The organism is Propionigenium maris DSM 9537 (assembly GCF_027925155.1).
In the GTDB taxonomy this organism is placed as follows: Bacteria; Fusobacteriota; Fusobacteriia; order Fusobacteriales; family Fusobacteriaceae; genus Propionigenium; species Propionigenium maris.
The window spans coordinates 160,687-181,346 of sequence record NZ_BSDY01000006.1; the positions used below are offsets into that span (position 1 = coordinate 160,687).

The following is a 20,660-nucleotide window of genomic DNA, read 5'->3' on the forward strand; positions in this document are numbered from 1 at the left end:
GGGAAAACTAAGAGGGTGTATGGAATTAGAAACCAGGGTAAGTTGGAATAGAAGGACAGCGATCCTTCTTAAAAAAGTAAGACTAAAACAAAATGGGAGGTAGAGTTGATGAAAAGGACAATGAAGTTACTACTGTTGGCAGCACTATCGATTTTAATGCTTGCATGCGGTGGAAAGAAGGACAAGGCGGCACCAAGCAAGACGGAGATTGTGTTGTGGGAGCAGATGGAGCCTGCTGTTAGAACTATGTACCTTGAGCTGGTAGATGAGTTTATGGCAGCTAACCCAGATGTAGTAGTAAAGGTGGCACACTATTCTACAGAGGATTTGAGAACTCAATTCCAAAATGCTTCACTAGCTGGTCAGGGACCAGACCTTGTATATGGACCAAATGACAATATCGGGATCTTCCTTGTATCGGACCTTATCAAGCCGGTAACAGATGTAGTGTCTGGAGACTTTATTGCGAAATTTGATGAGAATACTTTAAACACTGGTGTGGTTAATGGAGAGTACTACTCACTGCCAGAGTTTAACGGAAACCAGATAGCCCTTCTATATAATAAGGACCTAGTTGAGAGTGCTCCTGAAACTTGGGATGAGTTCTTAGAGGTCAGCCAGGGTATAAGAAATATCGATAACAGAAATAAGGAAAACTCAAGATACGGATTCCTATACAATGAAAAGGAACCATTCTGGTTTATCGGGCTGTACCACGGATATGGAGGAGACGTATTTGACAAGGAGTACAACCCTACACTAAATAATGAAGCTATGGTAAAGGCTCTTCAGTTTGCATCAGATGTTAGAGGAAAGTATGGACTTGGAGAAGCTGGGATGGACTACGGTGTAGCAGATCAGCTGTTCAAGCAGGGAAAAGCTGCATTTATTCTAAATGGAGCATGGTCGTGGAAGGAGTATGAGGAAGCAGGAATCAACCTTGGAATAGCTCCAATGGCAAAACTTCCTGGTGGAGATACACCACTATTTACTTCAGCATCTAAGGGATACTCAATCTCTGAGACTGTAGGTGAAGAAAAGTATGAGGCTATCAACAAGTTCTTTGACTTTATCTTTGAAGCTGAAAATAATGCAAATATCTCACTAGCACAGGCACAGGCACCGGCAATTACAGCAGCGAGAGAAGTACAATCAGTAAAGGACGATGAGCTTATGCAGGTGTCTATAGCTACTATAGACAAGACAGTACCTATGTATATCGTACCTGAGATGAGAGCTGTATGGGATGCTATGAGACCAAACCTTGAAGGTGTAATCAACGGACAGATGACACCTGAGGAAGCTGCTGCTAAGATGCAGGCAGATGCAGAGCAGGGAATCAGAACAATACACGGTGAATAATGTAAGAGTGGGAGTGGCTCCCGCTCCCACATTTTTTAAATTATAGTTGAAGAGGACAAAGTTATAGGGACGAAGGGGGAGAAAAGTGAAAGAAAAGACAAATACTTTATTGATGAAGAGAAGAACACCTTACTTATTTATAATACCGGCAATGCTTGTAATGGCGGTAATGGTATTTTATCCACTGGGTTATGGTTTTTGGTTATCTCTTACAGATATGAGTTTGAAAACATTTAAAAATCCAGGTTTCATAGGTATAAGAAACTACCTAAGTTTATTCCAGGATCCTAGACTTGTAGAGACACTGGGAAGAACAGTGGTCTGGACTTTTATAAACGTATTTTTTCATGTAACTATTGGTCTGTATCTGGCTATTCTGTTAAACAGAAAGCTGCCAGGAAAGGCGCTTATCAGAGTAATGCTTATAATTCCCTGGGCAATGCCTCAGTATATAGCAGCTCTTACGTGGAAAGGTATGTTTAATCAGAACTTTGGAGCTGTAAATATATTTTTAGGAAAGTTTGGAATGGATTCTCTTCCGTGGCTGAGCGATCCAACTATGACATTTATAGCAGCTATCCTTACCAATATATGGCTTGGGTTCCCATTTATGATGATGATCAGTCTCGGGGGGCTGCAGTCTATACCTGGAGAGCTCTATGAAGCAGCAGATATCGATGGGGCAAGTTCATGGGATAAGTTTAAAAACATAACCCTCCCGTTGCTTAAGCCTACTCTGACACCAGCTATAATCCTTGGAACTGTATGGACATTTAATATGCTGAATGTAATCCTTATTATAGCAGGGGGATATGGAAATGAAAAAACTCAGATACTAGTAACTGATGTTTACAGACTTGCATTTAACTTCTACAGATATGGTTATGCAGCAGCATACTCAGTACTGATATTTGTTATACTTCTTCTGTTTGCAATGTTCTATGTGAAGAAGAGTAATGTTTTTGGAAGGGAGGAATAATGGTGATAAATAAACATAGCTTTGAAAGAGGGGACTCTCCTAGAAAGATAGTGGGGATATACCTGATACTCTTAATCTTCTGTGTAATAACGGTATATCCGCTTTTAAATGTATTATCGGTGGCCCTCAGACCTGGAAATCAGCTGTTTTCAACAAGTCTTGCCATAATTCCAGAGGGAGCTACACTGGATAACTTTAGAAGGGCTATCGGGGAGACAGATCTTCTACTGTGGCTAAGAAACTCTCTTATAATATCAACCTGTACAGCAATATTTGGTGTGGTGCTTTCAGCTACAGCAGCCTATTCCTTCTCCAGGTTTACATTCTGGGGGAGAAAGAGCGGGATGATGGTGTTTCTGATAACTCAGATGTTCCCGGCACCTATGCTGCTCCTTCCTATGTATATACTGCTGGTTAAGATGGGGCTGGTAAACAGCTTCTTGGGGCTTCTGGTTCCCTATACAGCTACAGCAGTACCATTTTGTGTATGGATGTTAAAGGGATACTTTGACACTATACCTAGATCTCTGGAGGAGAGTGCTTATATAGACGGATGTAATGTCTGGCAGTCTATGTATAAGATCGTACTTCCTCTATCTACGCCGGCTCTTGCTATCTCAGCGCTCTTTTCATTTATGTCAGCCTGGTCTGAGTTTGTAATAGCAAGGATTATACTGACATCGGCAGAAAAGCTGACCCTTCCAGTGGGACTCATTCAGCTTCAGGGATCATTTTCAGCTGAGTGGGGGGTATACTCAGCATCGGCACTTATCACAAGCTTGCCGGTAATTATACTATTTATAAGTCTTTCTAGGTTCCTGGTAGGAGGCCTAACAGTAGGAGGAGTAAAGGAGTAAGAATTCAGGTCGGAACAGGAGCAGAAAAGGAGGCAGAAGTGTTTAAAAGAAGCAGTGGGATATTGATGCATATAAGCTCTCTTCCCGGGGAGTATGGAATAGGGGATTTCGGAAAAAAAGCATATGAATTTGTGGACTTTCTGGCCAGTGCAGATCAGAAGCTCTGGCAGATACTGCCCATGGGGCAGACAGGATATGGGGATTCTCCATACCAGTCCTTTTCAGCCTTTGCAGGAAACCCGTACTTTATAGATCTAGAGGATCTTGTGGAAAGGGGATACCTGAAGGTGGAGGAGCTCAAGGAGCTGAAGGAGGGGAACAATGAGAAGGCGGTGGACTATGCCCTTCTTCACGATGTAAAGATACCTCTCTTAAGAAAAGCTTACGGGGAGTTCCTTAGGGAGGATAACAAAGAGATCTTCGAGTTTAAGGAGAGAAATAAGTACTGGATAGAGGATTACTGCCTCTATATGGCCCTCAAGGAAAGGTTTGGAGGAGTAAGCTGGCACAGGTGGCCGAAGGAGTACAGGTACAGAAAGAGGGAAGCCATGACCGAGGCAAGGGCATCCCTAGATGATGAGATGGGATACTACCTCTTTGTCCAGTATATCTTCCACGAACAGTGGAAGAAACTGAAGGAGTATACCAATGACAAGGGGATAAAGATAGTGGGAGATATCCCTATCTTTATAGCTGGAGACAGTGCAGATGCCTGGTCCAGGAGCAAGCTCTTTGATTTTAACAGGTACAAGAAACCCAGAAAGGTGGCAGGGTGTCCTCCAGATGCCTTTAGCAGAGATGGTCAGCTTTGGGGGAATCCACTATACAACTGGGATTATATGAGGAGAACGGGCTATGAGTGGTGGATAGAAAGGATAAAGGCCTGCTTTGAGCTCCACGATATAGTGAGGATAGATCACTTCAGGGGATTTGAATCCTACTGGGCTATACCGGCAGGGGCCAAGACAGCAGCCAAGGGAAGGTGGCAGAAGGGACCTGGAATGGATCTCTTCAATACAGTGAAGAAGAGGCTGGGAGACCTTCCTATAATAGCAGAGGATCTAGGTTTTCTCACTCCAAGGGTTAAAAAGCTTCTCAAGGACAGCGGATATCCCGGGATGAAGATACTGGAGTTTGCCTTTGACTCAAGGGAGGAAAATGACTACCTTCCTCACAGGTATGAAAAAAATTCTGTAGCCTATACAGGAACCCACGATAATGATACAGTAGTAGGGTGGTACCAAAGTATAGGAGCTAAGGATAAAAAGATGTGCGATACATACTTGAAAAAGACAAAGTCTGTAAAATCTGAGGAGATAAACTTTAAGTTTATAGAGGCTATCTGGGGATCTAAGTCCGTTATGACTCTGACCCAGGCTCAAGATCTGTTTGGAATAGGAAGCGAGGGAAGGATGAACGTTCCTTCGGTGCCTACGGGGAACTGGCAGTGGAGAATGGAGGAGAAACTTCTTAGTGATAAATTAGCTCAAAGATTAAGTGTACTAACTAAAAAATATGAGAGGTAATTAGTTATGGACAGTAGAGATCTGATAATAAGCAAACTAGAAAAGTTAGGACTTTCTTCAAAGGAGGGTGAGGTATACCTTCAGCTTGTAAAGGCGCCTTACTCCAATGGGTCACAAATAGCTAAGAAGCTGGGATATCCCAGAACTTCAGTTTATTCAATTCTATCAAAGCTCCAGGGAAAGGGATGTATACTATCTGTCCCAGAGGGGGAGGTCACTTCCTATGTGGCTATAAATCCCCAGGATCTTATCTTCAGACTGAAGAGAGAGATAGATGATGCAACCAATGTACTTGGGGAGGAGTTCAAGAAGATAGATATAGAGTCAAATGAGAAACAGTTTTTAAATATAAATTCCTATGAGGGGATAACTGAGAGGATTCATCAGCTGCTAAAGAGTGCAGAGAAGGAAGTGTATATAAACACCAACTTTAACTTAGATGAGTTTGGAAAATTTAAAGAGGATTTTAAACTTCTCAAGAGAAAAGGAGTGAGGGTGATATTCTTCAGCTTCCAGAACAAAGGGTATGAAAGCCTGGGAGCAGAGCACTACTCCAGAAGTTCTCTTAAGGAGGATGCAAGTAATAAAACAAAGAGGATCTTACTTGTGGTAGACATGAAACTGGCAATCATGGCAAGTAACTATGGTGGAGAGTTTTACGGAACCTTCTCGGAAAACAAACTTCTTATAAACCTTATTGCAGAACACATTCATAATGATATATATCTTATGAAGCTTGAGGAAAATTATAAGGGGGATTTCTGGGAGGACATAAAGCTTAACACTATGCAGGAGATTGAAAATCAAGAATAGGGGGAAGCAAATGTATTTAGACAAGGCGGAGATAAAAAGCGGAATCGGGAGATGGCTGAAGGTTGATTTTGGAAAAACTATAGAAATGGCTGAGAAGCACGAGGTATATCAATCACTGGTTAGAACTGTAATGGAGAAGGTAACTGAGAACTGGTGCGATACAGATGAGATCTACAGCAATGGAAAGCAGGCTTACTATCTTTCAGCAGAGTTCCTTATGGGAAGAGCGCTAGGAAACAACCTTATAAACCTGGGGATACTGGATGATGTAAGAGAGGTTCTTGCAGAGCTGGATATCGACTTTAATGTTATTGAGGATGCAGAGGAAGATGCAGGACTTGGAAATGGTGGACTTGGAAGGCTTGCTGCCTGCTTCCTGGATTCAATGGTAACACTGAACCTTCCTGGGCACGGATATGGTATCAGATATAAGAATGGTATCTTCAACCAGAAGTTTGAAAACGGATTCCAGGTGGAGTATCCTGAGTCTTGGCTAAAATACGGAGACCCTTGGTCTATAAAGAAAGCCTCTGAGGAGGTAATAGTTGAATTTGGTGATCAGACGGTGAGAGCTATACCGCACGACACGCCAATAATCGGATATGGAACTAAAAATGTAAATACCCTGAGACTTTGGGAAGCTGCACCGGTTAAAGACCTTGACCTGACAGCCTTTAACGCTCAGGAGTATGAGGAAGCAACCAGGGAAAAGGCAAGAGCTGAGGATATATCCAGAGTGCTATACCCTAACGACTCTACAAATGAGGGAAAGAAGCTTAGACTTAAGCAGCAGTACTTCTTTGTATCAGCATCCCTGCAGGATATCCTGAGAAAGTTTAAGCTTACTCACGGAAACGACTTTGAAAAACTTCCTGAGTTTGCAGCAATCCAGCTGAATGATACCCACCCGGTAATAGCTATACCAGAGCTTATGAGACTACTATATGATGTAGAGGGACTGGAGTGGAACGATGCATGGGATATTGTTCAGAAGACATGTGCCTATACCAACCATACAATCCTTGCTGAAGCCCTTGAAAAGTGGTGGATCAGACTGTATGAGGAGGTAGTACCTAGAATATATGAGATCACTCAGAGGATCAATATAGAGCTTATCCAGCTTCTGGAGAAGAAGTTCCCAGGGCAGAGAGGAAGACAGAAGAGGATGTCTATCATCCAGGGGGACCTGATCCACATGGCGTGGATGGCTATCTATGGAACCCACGCTACCAATGGAGTGGCAGCACTTCACACTGAGATCCTCAAGGAGCAGGAGCTCAAGGAGTGGTATGAGCTGTTCCCTGAGAGATTCCAGAATAAAACAAACGGTGTAACCCAGAGAAGATGGATGCTTCTGTCCAACCAGCAGCTATCCTCACTTATCACTGAGCTTATCGGGGATAAGTGGATTACAGACCTGACAGAGCTGAAGAAGCTGGAGAAGTATGCTGAGGATGAGGAGATCCTGAAGAGGTTCCTGGACATCAAGCATGAGAAGAAGGTAGAGTTTGCAAAGTATATGAAGAATGAGCAGGGAGTGGAGATAGACCCTGATTCTATCTTTGATATTCAGATAAAGAGACTACATGAGTATAAGAGACAGCTCCTGAATATCTTCCATGTAATAGATCTCTACAACAGAATAAAGGCTGATCCTAAGCTGAAGATGAACCCTGTAACTTATATCTTCGGGGCAAAGGCTGCACCGGGATACCTGAGAGCCAAGGGAATCATAAAGCTAATCCACGATGTAGCTGAAGTAGTAAACAACGACCCAGTTGTAGATGGAAGGATCAAGGTAGTATTTGTGGAAAACTACAGGGTATCTGTAGCCCACAAGATGTTCCCGGCAGCGGATATCTCTGAGCAGATTTCCACAGCAGGTAAGGAAGCTTCTGGAACTGGAAATATGAAGTTTATGTTAAACGGTGCACTTACTCTGGGAACTCTAGACGGAGCCAATGTAGAGATAGTAGAGGAAGCAGGAGAGGAGAATAACTTTATCTTCGGACTGAAGGTAGAGGATATCCTTAAGATGAAGAAGGAGGGGTATGACCCTCACAAGCCATACAATGAGGTAGAGGGACTTAAAGCTGTAGTAGATGTACTTATGGACGGTACATTCTCAGATGAGGGTACCGGATACTTTGAAGAGTTATATACATCCCTAATGGAAGGGGCTAGCTGGCACGACGCTGACCAGTACTTTGTATTAGAGGACTTTGACGCATACAGGGAGATCCAGAAAAAAGCCAATGAAGCTTACTCGGATAAGATGAAGTGGGCTAAGATGGCATGGATCAACATAGCCAATGGAGGAAAGTTCTCCTCCGACAGAACTATTGCTCAGTACGCATCGGAGATCTGGGATATAGAAGCTAAGAAGCTATAAATTTTGCAACTGTAAATTGTAATAGATCACTCCTAAAGGGGACCTGAATTGCCATCGGGTCCCTTTTAACATACGAATATTTAAAGGAGGAAAACTTCCTGAAAAAGGAGAGGGAAATAGAGATGGTATATAGAGTTTGGAAGTAGATTCCAAAGAAAAGATTAAAACCATTACAAAATTACAATGATTGTTGACAAAGTGAATAAATTATTATATATTAGATGGTGTAAAGAGAAAAAAATATCAATAGGGGGCTAAGAATGCAGAGTTTAAACTTTAAAAAGGACACTTATTGGATAGGGTCGTTGGATCCAAAACTGAGAGTATTTGATATTATTATGGAGACTAAGTTTGGAACAACTTATAACTCCTACCTTGTAAAGGGAAGTGAAAAGACGGTAGTATTTGAGACAGTAAAGGCAAAGTGCTTTCCTGAATATGTGAAAAAATTAGAGGAAATCCTGGGAAGTCCCAAGGAGATAGATTATATTGTGGTAAATCACACTGAGCCAGACCATGCAGGCTCTGTAGAGATGCTCTTAGAGCTGGCTCCCCACGCTAAGGTAGTGGGGTCGGCAAATGCCATAGAGTTTTTAAGGGAGATTGCAAACAGAGAGTTTGATTCCATCGTTGTAGAGCACGGAGATACTCTGGATCTCGGAAACAAAACCCTTAAGTTTATAGCGGCACCATTCCTTCACTGGCCAGATTCTATGTATACATATATTCCAGAGGACAGAACCCTGGTTACATGTGACTCCTTCGGATCACACTACAGCTTTGACGAGGTACTCCTCTCTAAACTTCCAGAGGAGAAGAGGGAGGACTATATGTCGGCTCTCCTATACTACTTCACAGCTATCTTCGGACCATTTAAGGGATATGTGCTGGAAGCCCTGGATAAGATAGAGGACTTTGATATAGAGACGGTTCTTACTGGTCACGGACCTATCCTGGATGAGAATCCACAGGAGATCATGGAGATATACAGAAAGTGGTCTATAGAGGAGAATCCAAATAAGAACAGGGTAGTAGTGATACCATATGTGGCAGCTTACGGGTATACCGAGCAGCTGGCTATGGAGATGGAGAGGGGGATAAAGGAGTATGATTCCTCTATAGAGGTAAAGAAGTACAATATAAATATCTCCAACTATGAAGGCCTGAAGACGGATATCATGAATGAGATCTACTGGGCAGACGGAATCCTTCTGGGGACCTCTACAATCAACGGAGATGCCCTTCCCCTTATCTGGGATATAGCTATCTCTCTTAATCCAATAGTTCACGGCGGTAAGTATGTATCGGCCTTTGGATCCTACGGATGGAGCGGAGAGGGAGTTCCTAATATCATAAGCAGGCTGGATCAGCTGAGGATGAATGTGCTGGACGGATACAATGTAAAGTTTAAGCCGTCTAAGGAGCAGCTAGAGGGAGCCTTTGAGTATGGTAAGTTGTTTGCAGATACAATGGTAAATAAGAAGACTCCAGTAAGGGAGAATGCTGCAGAGGAGATGTCCCTGGAGGAGCTAAACCCAAGCGGAGAGGAGAAGAAGTGGAAGTGTCTTGTATGCGGAGAGGTATTTGATGGAATCTATCCTCCGAATATATGCCCTGCATGCGGAGTGGGACAGGAACTCTTTGAGATGGTAGAGGAGGAGGAAGTAGATTTCCACTCGGATGCCGAGGAGAGGATTATTATAATAGGAAACGGAGCAGCGGGAGTGGGGGCAGCAGAAGCAGCCAGAGTGAGAAACCCCAAAGCTCACATAGAGATCCTTACGAGGGAGGATATCCACGCATACTACAGACCTGTGGTTTCCGACTGCCTTACTGAGGAGATAAAAGATGAGGAGTTCTATCTGAAGCCTGAGATGTGGTATGAGGATATGGGTATCAAGGTGGAGCTTGGAAGGGTAGTAAACCATATAGATGTGGAGAAGAAAAAAATAACCCTTCTGGACGGAGAGGTGAAGGAGTATACCAAGCTTATCCTGGCTACTGGAGCAAGATCCTTTGTACCTCCAATTGCCAATGTAAATATGGCGGGATCCTTCTCCATAAGAACAAAGAAGAATGTGGATATAATAAAGGAGTACGCAAAGAAGAGCAGAAAAGCTGTAGTTGTAGGGGGAGGAGTTCTTGGTCTTGAAACAGCATGGGAACTGAAATCCATGGGACTGGATGTGGAGATCATCGAGACAAAACCTAGAATTTTCCCTAGACAGCTGGATGAGGAGGGGTCTAAGGTACTGGAGGAGGCCATTGTAAAGGCCGGAGTGAAGGTGCATAAGAACCGTTATGTGGTGGCTATCGAGGGTGAAACCCAGGTAAGGGGAGTAAAGCTGGATAATGATCAGAAGATAAGTACAGACATCGTAATCATGAATACCGGAATAAGCTCCAACAAGGAGATGGTAGAGAACAAGCTGAGAACCAACAGGGGAATAGTTGTAAATGAGAGGATGGAGACAAGTATAGAGGGAATCTATGCTTGCGGAGACTGTGCTGAGTATGAAGGAAAGGTAGTTGGACTGTGGCAGGTAGCTGTGGAGCAGGGAAGAGTTGCCGGAGCAAATGCTGTGGGAGATACCTTGGTATATAGGGATGAGGTTCAGCCTGTAACTTTTAGCGGAATGAACCTGGATATCTTCTCCATGGGTAATATAGACAATGAAAGGGGAGACCACCAGGTGGTAACCCAGCTGGACAGTAGGGAATCTCACTATAAGAAGCTCTACTTTGACAGGGATGAGCTTGTGGGAGGTATCCTTATCGGAAATGTTGAAAAGGCCAACGTTGTCCTAAAGGGAGTTAGAGGAAAGCACGAAACCTCCAAGGTACTGAAGAAGTTATATAGATAGAGTAAAGGGAGCCTTAGGGCTTCCTTTTTTTAGGGGAAGTATAGAAGTTTCAAAAGCATTACATGAAGTAATTAGTGTTCTATTTGATTATCAGGATGCAACGTCACGTTGTTTTTTTCTGGAGGAGCTTCGAAGAGAGGGAAAATGGTGATATACTTGAGGTGGAGTAAAAAAAAGAGGAGGTTTACAGATGGAAAGGTTTATCTACAGAAAGGTAGAGGAAGATTTTATAGATAGGTTGAAGGTGAAGATAGAGGAGATAGAGGGGAAGATAGAGAAGCTTCTGAAGATAGAGAAGAAGAGCTACAATAACTTCTTCAATGAGATGGAGCTCTTAGAGGAGGAGCTGTCAAAGATGGTACAGCCCATCTCCAATGAAAACTCTACCTATATAACTGAGTTGGGAAAGAAACTATACATGGAGTTCATACCCATTATGAATGAGTATGCCTCAAAGATAAATCAGAATGAGGAGATAGCCAGAGCCATAATGGAGATATATGAAGAGGAGGAGCTAGATCCTGTGAAGAGAAGGATCCTGGAAAAGAAGATACTGGAGTTTAAATCAAATGGTATCGGGATAGAAAAAGATAAGAAGAGGAGGATCAAGGAGATAAATCTTGAGCTGTCAAAGCTTTCCAATGAGTTCTCACAGAATGTAACAGATGCTACAAATGCCTATGAACTAATAGTGGAGGATGAGGGAGCTATAGGTGAGATGCCTCATACAGATAAGGTGACCGCCCAGGTGGAGGAGGGGAAGTGGAGGTTTACCCTTCACGGCCCATCTTATGTTTCATTTATGACCTACTGCAGCGACAGGGAGCTTAGAAGGGAGATGTACAGGGCCTATGTAACCAGAGCTCCGCAAAATGAAGAGATAGCAGAGAGGGTTCTTAAGCTCAGAAGGGAGAAGGCTAATATCCTGGGATATAAAAACTACAGGGAGTTTTCAGTGGCCAGCAAGACTGCAGATTCAGGAGAAGAGGTCATAGAGTTTTTAAGAAAGCTGGGGAAGGAAGCCCTGCCTACAGCTCAGAGGGAGGTAGAGGAGCTCTATGAACTGGCAGAAAAACTTGGGCATGGGGGAGTTGAATACTACGATACCGCTTACCTGGCAAGAAAACTAAAGGAGATAAGGTATAGCTTTGATCCAAGTGAGCTAAAGCCATACTTTGAAATGGGAAGAGTAGTGAGAGGGATGTTTGACTTCTTGGAGGAGCTCTTTAACCTGAAGTTTAAGAAGCAGGAAGATGCCCAGTTGTGGTCCGATAAAGCAGAGGCCTATGAGGTTACAAGGGATGGTGTGGAGCTTGGCTGCCTTTTCTTGGACCTGGAAACCAGTGAGACTAAGAGAGGGGGAGCGTGGGCAAACTCCTGGCAAAGGAGCTACCTGAAAGCCGACGGAACAAGGGAGGTGAGCATAGGTAAGGTGACCTGTAACTTCCCTGTAAGCAGGGAGGGGGTGCCATCGCTTCTTTCTCAGGATAATGTTGTAACCCTCTTCCATGAGATGGGCCATGCCCTGCACAATATAACATCATCGGTGGATGAAGTTTCTGCAGCTGGATTTGCAGGAACTGAATGGGATGTTGTAGAGTATCCATCCCAGTGGTTCCAGGAGTTTGCAAATAACAAGGGGATACTGAAGAGGTTTGCCAAGCACTATGAGACGGGAGAAATTGTCCCAGATGAGCTCCTGGAAAGGATGTTTGAATCGCAAAAATTTGGTGAGGGGATGGCGATGAACAGGCAGATAGAGTTTGGTCTCTTTGATATGCTCATCCACGATACAACAGAAACCATGGAGGATGTTCAGGAGACCCTGGATAGTGTAAGGAATCTTGTGGCTCCTCTTAAAACCCCTGAGTACAATAAGTTTCAGAATCAGTTCAGCCACATATTTGCGGGAGGATATGCTGCGGGCTACTACTCCTATAAGTGGGCAGAGGTGCTGTCAGCAGATAGTTATAGGGAGATGACCAAGGAAGGGGAGGTAGATAGGGAGCTTGCTAATACCTTCTATGAAAAGATCCTTTCAAGGGGAGGTTCTAAGAATATGAAGGAGAGCTTCGTAGAGGTTCACAGAAGAGAGCCAGATGGAAGAGCTTTGCTGAAGCTGGTGGGAATCCTTTAAAGGAAAGTAGAGTGCTTTTCTTTAATATAAAGTAGCAGAGAGAGATAAAAAGGACCTGAGGTGGGAGCTTATAAGCTACTTACCTCAGGTCCACTTTTATTTTTAGAGACGATGTGACTGTATAAGGGTAAAATAATTTACTTAATAAAGATTACACCAACTCAAGCTCAGCTTCTCTAGTTTCTACATCATCGAACTCTTTCATCTCTTCTGGAGACCAGGAGCTGATATCAGCAAGCTCTGGGAACTGACTCCTGTCGAATACAGGGTTCTTTCCAGCTGCCAGCTGTGTTTTGTAGTCGTGGAAGACCTTGAAAGCTATCTTTGAAAGGGGAAGGATAGCCACGATATTGATAAGAGCCATCACTCCCATGGTAAGGTCGGCAAGGTTCCACACCAATGCACTCTGAGCAAGCCCCCCAAACAATACCATTCCAATCCCTGCAAGCTTATAGAGGTTCTTGGAGCTCTTGGAATCTTTTATGAAGGTAACGCTGGATTCTCCGTAGTAGAAGCAGCCAAAGATAGTACTGATGGCAAATAAAAACATGGATATAGCGATGAAGATCTCACCAAATGACCCTATTTGCTGAGCCAGGGATGCCTGAACGAGCTGAACCCCTGAAAGTCCCTCGGTATAGAGGTCACCGCTGATAAGAACCATCACTGCAGTGGCGGAACAGATAACTAGCGTATCTATGAAAACTCCAAAGGTCTGTACCAATCCCTGCTTTGCAGGATGGGATACTGTGGCAGCAGCTGAGGCGATAGATCCCCCACCCATACCAGCTTCATTGGAGAAGAGTCCTCTGGCAACACCGCTGGAGATAGCAGCTCCCATACCTCCGCCGATAACCTGCTCTATACCGAAGGCATTTTTAATTATTAAAGAGATTATTCCTGGAATAGCATCGAGGTTTGTAACAATAAGGAAGACAGCTAGAAGGATGTAGATACCAGCCATAGCAGGAACCATCTTTTCTGTGATAGAAGCAATTCTCTTAGCTCCTCCAAAGACAGCCCAGGCAACTATAGCCATAACAACGAGAGTAGTAATTAGTTTGTTGAAACCAAAAGCCTGTTGAAAGGATGCACTGATCTCATGGGAGAGTACTGCATTGAAGATTAGACCGTAAGCTGTAATACAGCAAAGGGCAAAGGCCACACCAAGTCCCTTCATCTTTAATCCCTTTTCCATGTAGTAGCTAGGTCCCCCCTTGTATACACCCTCGGAATCCTTAACCTTGTATACCTGAGAAAGGGTGCTCTCTACAAAGGCTGATGTTGCACCAAGAAGGGCCACCATCCACATCCAGAAGATAGCTCCTGGTCCCCCTGCAGCTATGGCAACTGCTACCCCTGCAATATTACCAGCCCCAACTCTGGTAGCGGTACCAATACAGAAAGCCTGAAAGGATGAGATTCCATCACTATTTGAGGAGCTTTCTCTCTTTCCTGAGATCAAGATAACCATCTCCTTGATCATCCTAAACTGCAAAAATCCACTTTTAAGGGTAAAATAGAGTCCAGTTCCAAGGAGAGCCACAATTAGTACAGATCCCCACAACAAGCCGTTCAATGTTCCAATTAAATTCATCAACATTTAAAAACCTCCAATTAACATAGAATAAATACATAACCCACTAGGAGGGTAGCCCGTTTTTGAGGAGGAGTCAAAATAAATTTTGGTGCACCAATACTAAAAAAATGGTATAAGTGAAAATCATAGTTTTGAAATATCCTACATCTTAAGAAATTGACTATGTCATAAAAATGGACAAAGTTAATATAATATTTAATAAAAAGTAGTTGAAGCATTTTCCAAACTAGGATTTAAGAGATGCATTTTAGTCGAAGGATTGACTTATAGAAAATCTCTTGGGGGAGGTCTTGAAAGCAATATTTCATGGAGGGTTTTTAGGTGGAAGGAGAGGAGAGAGAAAGAATACTTAAATTACTTGAAAGCGTTGACAAAAAGTGTGAATGGTGATAAACTATCTAAGTTACGCATGATAAGGGTCGTCAGCAACCCTGAAATCAGCGATTTTTAATCTTTTGGAGGTGTTTTAATGTACGCAGTAATCAAAACTGGTGGTAAGCAGTACAAAGTTGCAGAAGGTGACGTATTAAAAGTAGAGAAGCTAAATGCTGAAGTTGAGACGACAGTAGAATTAACAGAGGTTCTTCTAGTAGCAAACGGAGGAGACGTAAAAGTTGGAACTCCAGTAGTAGAAGGTGCTAAAGTTGTAGCTGAAGTACTTGCTCAAGGTAGAGGAAAGAAAGTTGTAAACTTCAAATACAAGCCAAAAACTGGATATCACAGAAAGAAAGGTCACAGACAATCTTTCACTGAGATCAAAATTACTTCAATCAACGCGTAGTCCTAATTGAATTATGACTAAAGTTGAAATCTTTAGAAAAAACAAAAGAGTAGTTCTGTATAGAGCTGCTGGGCACGCTGAATACGCCGATTTCGGTGAGGATATAGTGTGTGCTGCGCTTTCAATGGCAATGCAATTACCTCTTGGGGGAATGCAGGGCATATTGAAGGTGATGCCTCTATTTGATATGAACTCAGACGGCTTCCTGGAAGTTGATATGAGGGAGATGGATTATAGAGGAAAAGAGAAGGAAATAGATACTTTGTTAGAAAGTATGGTTCTGATGATAAGGGAATTATCAAAGGAATATCCAAAACATATTAAGCTTGTAGAGAAGGAGGATATATAAAATGTTATTCAAGTTAAACATACAATTATTCGCGAAGAAAAAAGGTCAAGGTTCTGTTAAGAACGGAAGAGACTCAAACCCTAACTACCTTGGAGTTAAGAAGTACGATGGAGAGGCTGTAAAGGCTGGAAACATCATCGTTAGACAGAGAGGAAACAAGTTCCACGCTGGAACTAACATGGGTCAAGGTAAAGACCACACTCTTTTCGCTCTAACTGACGGTTTCGTTAAGTTCGAAAGACACGGAAAGGGAAAGAAGAAAGTTTCTATCCTTGCTGAGAGAGCATAGTAACTGCTTAGAAAACCTAGCCTTTTCAGGCTAGGTTTTTTTTATTGTTAAGAAAAGTATAGATTTATAGATTGTTGCCATGGATAAAGATCCATTACATAAGATTAGAGGGAGAGCGTCCCTCTCTTTTTTAGTTTTTTGAGGTTGATTAGAGGTCGCTGATAGACACAGTACCTGAATAGCCATCAACGATAATATAGTCTCCGGGCTTAATTGATTCTACAGCTTCCACTACCCCGGTAACACAGGGGATACCATACTCCCTGGCGATGATGGCACCATGGATGAGCATACCTCCCCTCTGCTCTACTATGGCTGAAGCCAGGGGAACTATGAAGGTCATGTTGGGGTCTAAAGCATCGCAGATAAGGACCTCTCCCCTCTTAAATTGGAAGATCTCCCGTGGTGAGGAGATTATTCTGGCTTTTCCGCTGCCTATGCCTGGACTAGCGGGCTGGCCGGTAAATCTTCTCACACTGATCTGGGAGTTTTTATACTCACTCTGGGGAGCATAGGGGGAGTGGAGGGAGGAGGATTTCAGGTCGCCGGTCCAGCCAAATTTTTTCGCCATGTAGTTTGTAGCTTCTAAAACTCCTGTTTCAATCCTTCCTAGATAGAGGTTATCATCATCTCTAAACTTCCAGCTGGCCCTTGCTACTTCCAGTATTTTTTCCCCCTCATCGGAGTAGAATCTGGATAAGAATTCCTCTTCCAACTCTTTGGAGGAGGAGAAGGTTCTCTCGCTGAAGCCCTTGGAGGAGTTCAGGAGGAACTCTATAAAATTATTGTTGCCGCTAAAGATCTTTTCTCCCTTGAAGGTGGAGGGTTCATACTTCCTTAGGAAACCTTCCAATCTATTCCTGAAGTTACTGTCCAGGTCATCCAGCTGCTTGCTTACAAGGGCGTCCCTAGTTTTTGGGTGATTATCTATGTGAGAGATGAGCTCCCTGAGCTCCTGGTTTCTCTTGAGGCTGATGAGGTCTCCAGAGGAGAGGAGACGGGTGAACTCATAGGGATCCCTTGGTTTCATAGTGTCGTTATAGACCTTGGCAAAGAGCCTAACACCGTGGGCAAAGGGGATTAGATCCCTCCAATAGATATTCCGCCACTTGGTATAGAGCCCTTCTCTTCTCACAATCTCCTCCCTGAGCTCCTCCTGGGTCATTTCATCCAGATCGACCCCTTCCAGATAGGAGGCAGCCTCCTTCATTCTGGGAAAGATCTCCTCCTCTATATGCTTCCTGAGGTTTTTCAGGGCTGAAAAGGTAAGGGTGAGACTCCTGTACCAGGGTCTTTTATCCCCCCTCTCCCAGGGGTTACTCTCTTCAGAGGGAGAGATTGAGGTGATGGGTCTTACCTGGAGGATATAGAGGGTTCCCCCTCTAAGGGTCCACTCTAGATCTATGGGGAAGTTGAGTTCATCCTCAAGCTTTCTTATGGTAGCTGAAAGGGTCTCAAGATCTTCCCTGCTCAGGAGGGGAGAGACTTCGATAGCTTGGGTGGAAGTATCTACACTGTTGCTTCCTTTGTCTATTATCCACCTGGAGGGTTCAACCTCCCCATCTACCAGTTTCTGGTTGAGTCCCTCTACGGCTTCAATAATAATCTCCTCTCTTCCATCTAAGGGATTTTTACTGAAAGCCACTCCAGATACCTCTCCAGATATCATCTCCTGAACAACGACTCCCATGGAGGACCTGTAGATATTAAGGTCCATCTCTCTTCTGTAGAGGAGGGCGCTATCCGACCAGAGGGAGGACCATACAAGTTTTATCTTTTCCAGGACCTCCTCCTCCTTCCTTATATCTACATAGGATTCATGGAGACCTGCGAAGGAGGAACTCCCGGAATCCTCTCCAGGTGCAGAGGACCTCACCACAAGGGGAAGGGGCCATCTTCTTATCTCCTTCAGAAGGAGGGTGCGTATCTCCTCTGGAAGAGGGGTTACATTGAAGAGGTTTCTTATTCTCAGGGAGGTGTCCCACAGCTCCTCCCACCTCATGCTATCCAGGTCACGCCTTCCCAGTTCGGCATTTATCTTGTGGTTCAGCCCTGTAGCTTCGATGAACTTTCTATAGGTCTGGGTAGAGATGCAAAATCCCCTGGGGACTTTGTAGCCCAGGGAGGTAAGCCTGGTCAGGGTAGCTCCCTTTCCTCCTATAAAGGGGGCATCCTCGGGGGTAGCTCTGTCTATAGGGATGATCATAGGTCTCCCACCTCCTCCTTCACCTTTAAGACGGTAACATTCTGAAATCTCTCCACCACATCGTACCTCTCGACCTCTACAGAGATAAAGGCAGTATTTGGTGAATGAAGGAACTCTTCCATCTGGGGATGCTTTGACAGGTAGAGGGCTGTGGCCTCCTCTGAGTGCTCCTTTGAGGATTCGGAAGCTCTTCCTGTAAGGGTTACCCCAGCTGCACTTCCTATATCCTCTGGAGAGTTGCTGGTGTTATTTATATGGAAGGATATCCTTTCATTGGCTGTAATATGTTTGAACTTCCTGGTGTCTCTGGGGGTGGCAAAGAAGAGTTTTTTTAGGTCATCCTGTAGAGCAAAGGCCACGAGAGTTGTATAGGGAACCCCCTCTCCCTCAGTGGCAAGAACTCCGAAGAGCTGCTTGGCAGCGATATTCCTGATTACTTTTTTTATTCTGTCTGTTTTATTCATAATCTGTGCTCCTTAATTAAGTGTGATATATCCTTTTTATTCCAGAGGGAGAAGAATCCTTTAAATCATCTCTCTTTAATAGTGGGATGTTGCTAAGAGGTAAGGAGAGGGTGTATAATATAGAAAAAAGGAGGTAGATATGTTCAAAAATCTAGTGATAGTGATGTTGTCATTTATAATTCTTTATCTAACAAATCCTACCCAGGAAAAGTTTATAGATTACTATAGTCAGAAAATAGAGGAGAGCAAGGAAGAGACCGATTGGAAGGATAGGATAGTCATAGGCGGAAAGAAGCTCAATGTCATGATGAATGTGAAGAGGGAGGATAAGGTTATCTTTAGTCTCTATACAGTGAACTTTATGGGAGAGGAGGAGAGGTATCTGGGAATAGCTACTCTCTTCTTTGATATAACCAAGGTAGAGGAGAAGGTAGAGGAGTTCAAGGAAGAGAGGGAGAATTAAGTTGAATTTCTTCTACATATGATAAAAAGAGACCCTGGGGAAGCCAGGGTCTTTTTATTTATAGGGGTTCAGAGGGATTAAATCTTAAGGGCGGTCCTGGGATGCTTAAGCTATTTTATAAGGGTCAGAAATAGGAGAAAAAATTGCAAAAAAATGGAAACTATAGTATAATTACTAGGTTAAATTGGAAGTTTATTTATTATTTGGATTTATCAGTTAGTATAAAACCCTAAAAGGAGGGGATATTTAATGTTTATAGATGAGGCAATAATCACGGTAAAGGCTGGAGACGGTGGAGACGGAGCTGCTACCTTTAGAAGAGAGAAATCTGTACAGTTTGGAGGACCAGATGGTGGAGATGGTGGTAATGGTGGAGACATTATCTTCAGAGCGGACAACAATATAAATACTCTGGTAGACTTTAAATACAGAAGAAAGTATGAGGCTGAAAGAGGAGTAAGTGGTGCCAAGAAAAAGATGAACGGTAAGAGGGGAGAAGCTCTTGTTATCAAGGTACCTATCGGTACCCAGGTAAGAGACCTTGAAACAGGTCACCTACTTCTTGATCTTAGCCACAACCACGAGGAGAGAGTACTTCTTAAGGGTGGGAGAGGTGGACTCGGAAACGTTCACTTTAAAAATGCAGTAAGAAAGGCGCCTAAGATAGCTGGAAAGGGTAAGGAGGGAGCTGAGCTAAAGGTTAAGCTGGAGCTTAAGCTTCTTGCAGATGTAGCCCTTGTTGGATATCCTTCAGTAGGTAAGTCTAGCTTTATCAACAGGGTATCTGCAGCAAAATCCAAGGTAGCTAACTACCACTTCACAACTCTTTCTCCAAAGCTTGGAGTAGTAAGAGTGGAGGAGGGGAAGTCATTCCTTATGGCTGACATCCCTGGACTTATCGAGGGAGCTCACGAGGGAGTGGGACTTGGAGATAAGTTCCTGAAGCACATTGAAAGATGTAAGATGATCTACCACATTGTAGATGTGGCAGCTCTTGAGGGAAGAAGTCCAATTGAAGACTTTGAAAAGATAAATGAGGAGCTTCAGAAGTTCAGTCCTAAGCTGGCTGCAAAGAAGCAGATCGTTCTTGCCAACAAGATGGACCTACTTTGGGAGCCTGAGAAGTATGATGAGTTCAAGGAGTATATAGAAGCTAAGGGATTATCTATCTACCCAATCTCTGTAATGATGAATGATGGTCTTAAACCGGTAATCTACAAGACTTGGGATGTACTAGAGAGCATAGAGAGGGAGCCCCTTGAGGAAGAGGTTTCTGTAGAAACAGTTCTGAAGGAGATCAAGGGAGAGAAGGAAGACTTTATTGTTACAAGAGATCCAGAGGATGATGAGGTATTCATCCTTGAGGGAAGAATTGTAGATGAGGTACTTGCCAAGTATGTAATCCACATTGCAGATGAGGATGCTCTTATTAACTTCCTACACATGATGAGAAACCTTGGAATGGAGGAAGTTCTAGAGGAAGCTGGAATCCAGGACGGAGATACAGTAAGAATTGCAAATGTAGAGTTTGAGTACTGGAACTAATCTATACCTGAGAACAATTATTGAATTTTTATA

The 20,660-nt window shown here is 43.4% G+C and carries 16 protein-coding genes; 13 read left to right on the forward strand and 3 right to left on the reverse strand.

The genetic code is table 11. The features are described 5' to 3' along the window. Window positions 1-108: 108 nt before the first annotated feature. The 8 genes from QMG11_RS08095 (at window position 109) to QMG11_RS08130 (ending at window position 12,930) form a co-directional block, all read left to right on the forward strand. Window positions 109-1,362, forward strand: a complete 1,254-nt coding sequence (locus QMG11_RS08095) for an extracellular solute-binding protein (protein ID WP_281835001.1) — start codon at window positions 109-111, stop codon at window positions 1,360-1,362. An 85-nt stretch (window positions 1,363-1,447) separates the two neighbouring features. Then, complete coding sequence (locus tag QMG11_RS08100) at window positions 1,448-2,341, forward strand: carbohydrate ABC transporter permease (RefSeq protein WP_281835003.1); 894 nt, start codon at window positions 1,448-1,450, stop codon at window positions 2,339-2,341. Continuing rightward, window positions 2,341-3,198, forward strand: coding sequence for a sugar ABC transporter permease (locus tag QMG11_RS08105; RefSeq protein ID WP_281835004.1), 858 nt, complete (start codon window positions 2,341-2,343; stop codon window positions 3,196-3,198). Before QMG11_RS08100 ends, QMG11_RS08105 begins: the two co-directional genes overlap by 1 nt. Window positions 3,199-3,236: 38 nt before the next feature. Beyond that, entirely contained in the window at window positions 3,237-4,724 is a 1,488-nt protein-coding gene (malQ, locus tag QMG11_RS08110) for a 4-alpha-glucanotransferase (protein ID WP_281835006.1), read from the forward strand. Window positions 4,725-4,730: 6 nt separating this feature from the next. Beyond that, complete coding sequence (locus QMG11_RS08115; protein WP_281835007.1) at window positions 4,731-5,537, forward strand: TrmB family transcriptional regulator; 807 nt, start codon at window positions 4,731-4,733, stop codon at window positions 5,535-5,537. A gap of 10 nt (window positions 5,538-5,547) precedes the next feature. Next, window positions 5,548-7,929 carry a glycogen/starch/alpha-glucan phosphorylase gene (locus QMG11_RS08120; protein ID WP_281835008.1) on the forward strand — a complete coding sequence of 794 codons (2,382 nt, stop codon included), beginning with the start codon at window positions 5,548-5,550 and terminating at the stop codon, window positions 7,927-7,929. Between the two features lie 260 nt (window positions 7,930-8,189). Then, a complete protein-coding gene (locus QMG11_RS08125; RefSeq protein ID WP_281835010.1) occupies window positions 8,190-10,793 on the forward strand; it encodes an FAD-dependent oxidoreductase in 2,604 nt (867 codons plus the stop codon). Between the two features lie 190 nt (window positions 10,794-10,983). Continuing rightward, on the forward strand, window positions 10,984-12,930 hold the full coding sequence (locus QMG11_RS08130) for a M3 family metallopeptidase (RefSeq protein ID WP_281835012.1): 1,947 nt from the start codon (window positions 10,984-10,986) through the stop codon (window positions 12,928-12,930). Window positions 12,931-13,081: 151 nt separating this feature from the next. Here the strand turns inward: QMG11_RS08130 and QMG11_RS08135 are convergent, their stop codons facing one another. Continuing rightward, window positions 13,082-14,533 carry an alanine/glycine:cation symporter family protein gene (locus QMG11_RS08135; protein ID WP_281835014.1) on the reverse strand — a complete coding sequence of 484 codons (1,452 nt, stop codon included), beginning with the start codon at window positions 14,531-14,533 and terminating at the stop codon, window positions 13,082-13,084. 466 nt (window positions 14,534-14,999) lie between these two features. Between QMG11_RS08135 and rplU the strand changes: the two genes are divergently transcribed. The 3 genes from rplU to rpmA are packed head-to-tail and all read left to right on the forward strand — an operon-like array spanning window position 15,000 to window position 15,949. Beyond that, the gene (rplU, locus tag QMG11_RS08140) at window positions 15,000-15,311 is read left to right on the forward strand and encodes a 50S ribosomal protein L21 (protein ID WP_281835015.1); all 312 of its coding nucleotides are present in this window, start codon (window positions 15,000-15,002) and stop codon (window positions 15,309-15,311) included. A gap of 13 nt (window positions 15,312-15,324) precedes the next feature. Then, window positions 15,325-15,660 (forward strand): ribosomal-processing cysteine protease Prp, encoded by a 336-nt coding sequence (locus tag QMG11_RS08145; protein WP_281835017.1) that lies wholly within the window; start codon window positions 15,325-15,327, stop codon window positions 15,658-15,660. 1 nt (window position 15,661) lies between these two features. Then, on the forward strand, window positions 15,662-15,949 hold the full coding sequence (gene rpmA / locus QMG11_RS08150) for a 50S ribosomal protein L27 (protein ID WP_281835019.1): 288 nt from the start codon (window positions 15,662-15,664) through the stop codon (window positions 15,947-15,949). Window positions 15,950-16,097: 148 nt separating this feature from the next. Here the strand turns inward: rpmA and QMG11_RS08155 are convergent, their stop codons facing one another. Together QMG11_RS08155 and QMG11_RS08160 are read right to left on the reverse strand one after the other, a co-directional pair. Beyond that, window positions 16,098-18,155 (reverse strand): PEP/pyruvate-binding domain-containing protein, encoded by a 2,058-nt coding sequence (locus QMG11_RS08155; protein ID WP_281835021.1) that lies wholly within the window; start codon window positions 18,153-18,155, stop codon window positions 16,098-16,100. Continuing rightward, on the reverse strand, window positions 18,152-18,619 hold the full coding sequence (locus tag QMG11_RS08160; protein WP_281835022.1) for a pyridoxamine 5'-phosphate oxidase family protein: 468 nt from the start codon (window positions 18,617-18,619) through the stop codon (window positions 18,152-18,154). Before QMG11_RS08160 ends, QMG11_RS08155 begins: the two co-directional genes overlap by 4 nt. Before the next feature lie 139 nt (window positions 18,620-18,758). Here QMG11_RS08160 and QMG11_RS08165 point away from each other — a divergent pair, with 139 nt between their 5' ends. Together QMG11_RS08165 and obgE are read left to right on the forward strand one after the other, a co-directional pair. Then, window positions 18,759-19,082, forward strand: a complete 324-nt coding sequence (locus QMG11_RS08165; RefSeq protein ID WP_281835023.1) for a hypothetical protein — start codon at window positions 18,759-18,761, stop codon at window positions 19,080-19,082. 249 nt (window positions 19,083-19,331) lie between these two features. Next, window positions 19,332-20,627 (forward strand): GTPase ObgE, encoded by a 1,296-nt coding sequence (gene obgE, locus QMG11_RS08170; protein ID WP_281835024.1) that lies wholly within the window; start codon window positions 19,332-19,334, stop codon window positions 20,625-20,627. Window positions 20,628-20,660: the final 33 nt, after the last annotated feature.